The sequence below is a fragment of the Solirubrobacter deserti genome (assembly GCF_027587175.1).
GTDB classification, from domain to species: Bacteria; Actinomycetota; Thermoleophilia; order Solirubrobacterales; family Solirubrobacteraceae; genus Solirubrobacter; species Solirubrobacter deserti.
The window spans coordinates 1-3,500 of the sequence record NZ_JAPCID010000107.1 but is presented as its reverse complement, the minus strand read 5'-3'; the positions used below and the strand labels follow the sequence as shown (position 1 = coordinate 3,500).

The 3,500-nt window shown below is 69.1% G+C and carries 5 protein-coding genes; 3 read left to right on the top strand and 2 right to left on the bottom strand.

Annotated elements, in window-relative coordinates; translation table 11 throughout:
* From OJ962_RS34075 to OJ962_RS34065, 3 genes are all read left to right on the top strand, one after another.
* Positions 1-188, top strand: a 188-nt coding sequence (locus tag OJ962_RS34075; RefSeq protein ID WP_270006947.1) for a hypothetical protein, incomplete at its 5' end; no start/stop codon positions are given.
* Positions 189-393: 205 nt separating this feature from the next.
* The gene (locus tag OJ962_RS34070; protein ID WP_270006946.1) at positions 394-2,295 is read left to right on the top strand and encodes a PKD domain-containing protein; all 1,902 of its coding nucleotides are present in this window, start codon (positions 394-396) and stop codon (positions 2,293-2,295) included.
* Positions 2,296-2,612: 317 nt separating this feature from the next.
* Complete coding sequence (locus OJ962_RS34065) at positions 2,613-2,810, top strand: hypothetical protein (RefSeq protein ID WP_202958671.1); 198 nt, start codon at positions 2,613-2,615, stop codon at positions 2,808-2,810.
* A gap of 46 nt (positions 2,811-2,856) precedes the next feature.
* On the opposite strand, the gene OJ962_RS34060 is transcribed toward OJ962_RS34065, so the two are convergent.
* Together OJ962_RS34060 and OJ962_RS34055 are read right to left on the bottom strand one after the other, a co-directional pair.
* On the bottom strand, positions 2,857-3,066 hold the full coding sequence (locus OJ962_RS34060) for a hypothetical protein (RefSeq protein WP_270006945.1): 210 nt from the start codon (positions 3,064-3,066) through the stop codon (positions 2,857-2,859).
* 129 nt (positions 3,067-3,195) lie between these two features.
* On the bottom strand, positions 3,196-3,500 hold a 305-nt coding region (locus OJ962_RS34055; protein WP_270006944.1), incomplete at its 5' end, for a hypothetical protein.

The following is a 3,500-nucleotide window of genomic DNA, read 5'->3' as shown; positions in this document are numbered from 1 at the left end:
AGCCCACGTTCCGGCTTCCGGCTCCCCGCCTCGAGGCACAGGCGAAAGTGGTGTTTGTCGACGGTTCCGCCCTTTCAGTGGGCAACTCCTGGACCGGTGAGCCGGGTGTTCGAGGAGTGCTGAAGGAACGCGTCGAGCGCGACCCGCGGTCCGAGTGTGCCGGTTCGCTCGGAGGTCAAGGCGGCTGATGCGGACCGTCGCGGCCGGATAAAGTCCGCGCGGCCCCTGACCCTGGCTCGTTCGAGGAAGAATCCCTATGTCCACGCGTTGGATGGCGCTGATCGGCGCCACCGTTGCCGCTCTCGCCGCTCCGTCCCTCGCGGTTGCCGCACCCTCGTGGTTGGCGCCGAAATTCTTCCGTCGCCAGTGCCGCATATCGGCACCCAGATGGCGATGGGAGCCGACGGAACGGTCGTGATGGCGGCGCTGCGGCTGAGCGACGACGGCGGGGCCGAGTTGGTGGCCATGGCACGCCGGCCCGGCGGTACGTTCGCCGAGCAGGTGCTGGGCACGTTCTCCCCGGACGTCGTCATCGGACCGGCGCGCTCCTCGCCGACAGGCCAGCTGTCGGTGTCGTTCACCGGCCCGGATGGCCCGCGCGTGTCGTTCCTGCGCGCCGACGGGACGTTCACGCCGCCCGTCCCGAGCCCCGGTGGCCTGCATGTGCTGCCGCGCATCGCGACCGGCTTCGACGCGGCCGGGAACCTGTACGGCGTCACGACGCGGTCGGACGAGTGGGTCAGGGGGCAGGTCCAATCCCTGCGTGCGGACGGCAAGGCCACCCTCCCGCAGCAGTATTCGACTAGCTCGAGATTCGAGCACGAACGCGAGGCGGTGCTCGCGGTCGACCCGGACGGCGACTACACGGTCGTGTTCACGACGACCGGCGACGAGGTCGCTCCGGGATGCGCGACGCACCGGCTCTACGCCGTCGACGGCACGGCGACCAGCATCGGCACGCCGCGGCTGCTCGCCGAGCGCACGCCGAAGGTCTACCCGGCGCCGGTCAACGACTGCCAGTCGCAGTCGATCGACGGCATCAGCGTGGCGCGGCTGCCCAATGGGACCGTGGTCGCAGCCTACGAGGAGCGCACGGTCGAGGGTGAGACCTTCCCGACGGGGTACACGATGCGACTCGCACACCTGGAGCGCCCGCCGGCAGGCACCTGGTCGGCGCCGGCGCGGACCGACCTCCCGTTGATCTTCCGCAACGAACCGGCCCGGACCGCGCTGACGGTCGACGCCGGAGTCGCGGTCCTCACCCACTACGACGGCGCCGTGGGCGTCAACCGGATCGCGGTGCGCGACTCCGGAGGCGTGTGGCGACCGCTGAGCACGCTCAGCGAGGAGGGCGGGCAGACGATGGCGACTGTGATGGTGTTCCCGAACGCCAAGCCACAGGTGGTGTGGGCTGGTGAGGACCGCGTGGTGCGCACGCGCGGCGTCTCCTACGACGGCACGCTCGGCGCGCCTCGGCAGATCGCGACCGACTACCGGCGCGAAGTGCGGTTCGACGACGGAATGGCGGCCGCGACCGACGAGAACGGCAATGGCTTCCTCGCGCTCGGCAACCAGAGCGGAGCGCTGGGGTACACGGTGTACGACAGCTTCGCGCCGGAGTTGAGCACCGTCATAATCCCATCCACCGCGGTCGCGGGCACGCCCGTCGGCTTCACGGCGGCCGCGGCGGACGACTGGGGCGACGTCACATTGCACTGGTCGTTCGGGGACGGCACCACGGGTGCGGCAGGCGAGCACACTTACGTCAGCCCAGGCCAGTACGACGTCAAGGTCACGGCGACCGACGAGGCCGGCAACGCGTCGTCGGCGCTCGGCCGGATCATGGTCACCGCTGCGCACGAGGAGCCGGACCCGCCCGTGCCGCCCGCCCCACCGACGTCCGCACCGCCTCTGCCACCGTTGCCGGCGCCGTCGGCAGCAGACATCATCCCGCCGCGATTCACCAGCAAGCCGGCGGTCACCAAGTCGGCGCTGCGCTTTGCGGTCAGCGAGCCGGTGCAGGTCACCGCGCTGGTCCAGCTCGAGACCACGGGCATCAAGCGCAGCGCCAAGGGCAAGTGCGTGAAGGCGCCGAGGGTCAGGCCGAAGGGCGCGCGATCGTGCACGCGGCTCGTCTCGCGCGGGACCCGAACGGGCACCTTCATGCGAGGCGAGGGCACGCTGCGGCTGCCTGCGAACCTCAAGCCCGGCAGCTACAAAGTCACCCTCACCGCGTCTGACCCGGCGGGTAACGCGACCAGGACGACGACCTCGTTCAAGATCCGCCAGCGCTGATCGAGTCGCCATCAGCCGCGCTCGCCCCGACCCCGGAACCCGCGCCTACCCCGACACCGCAAACTCTTCTAGGGCAGAAGCCGCAACGAAGCCCTGCGCTGCCTCAAACGCCACGGGCGTACGGAAGCGTCGTCGTGGACGGCCTCGTTGTGGGCGCGCGCTGGTGCTTGAGCAACGGGCGCGAGGACATCGGCGTCGACAGTGCGACGAGCTATGCCGAGGCGAGTGAGAGCGAGCGGACGATCTCCTAGCTGTTCTGCGGGTACTTGTCCGACGTTCGAAAGCTCACGGGTGGCGACCCGGCTCGCGCAGGCGCAGTGAGTGCGATCGCGCGGCTCATGCTCGAGCGGCTAGGTAAGCCTGTTCTGGTCGCCGAAGCGGCCAGCGCGACCGAAGATCGCATTCGCGACCGCCTGATGGGTGGCGAAGAGCGCCAGGTTCTGGCAGAGATCCAGGACGAAACGCTCGATCTCGAAGCGCTCGCGAGCGCGGATTGGCGCGACCCCACGTGGTGAGCGTGCTGCGAATGCGACTCGAAAGTAGCTCTCTTCGACGATTCCGCTATGGCGAAGCTCGCCGGCTACGGGCGCTAACCGCCATGACGACGAACACAACGAGTGCCGCGAAGCCGACAACCATTAGGGCGTCGCGCAGATCGTCCGGCCCGTCGAACAGGCCGACGAGCATGCTCGCCATGAAGGCTGTCCAGCCCACGACGACCGCTCCGAAGAGACGGCGACGGACCGGATTGTTCTGGCGGGCATTAGGCACAGCTCTCGCATACCCATCAGTCGTGCTGCGAATCAGCGCAGTGGTCCTTCTCGACGAAGGGATCCTCCGACGGTTGGGCGATCGCCGGTGACTGGGATGTGACCGCCTTTGGTGGCCGCAGGACGGTGGCTATCGGAGCGGAATGTTCGCCGCGAGCTCGCGCAAGGTCCGCGCCGCCCACGTGCCGTCACGTCCGTGGTAGTCCGTCCCATCGAACCAGTCGGCGGCGGCGTCGACCGCCTCGCCGAAGCCTGGACCCTGGAACGGCAAAACCTCGTGAGGGCTCGCCAGCGGCTCGATCCAGACCGAGGCGCCGTAGCTCCGTTCCTGCTCGCGCCAGTGGAACATCAGCGCGAGGTATCGCCCGTCTTTGCGGGGATCGAGCACGACCTCGACCGCGGACGGATCACGACGGTCGACCGTCGCCTCGATCT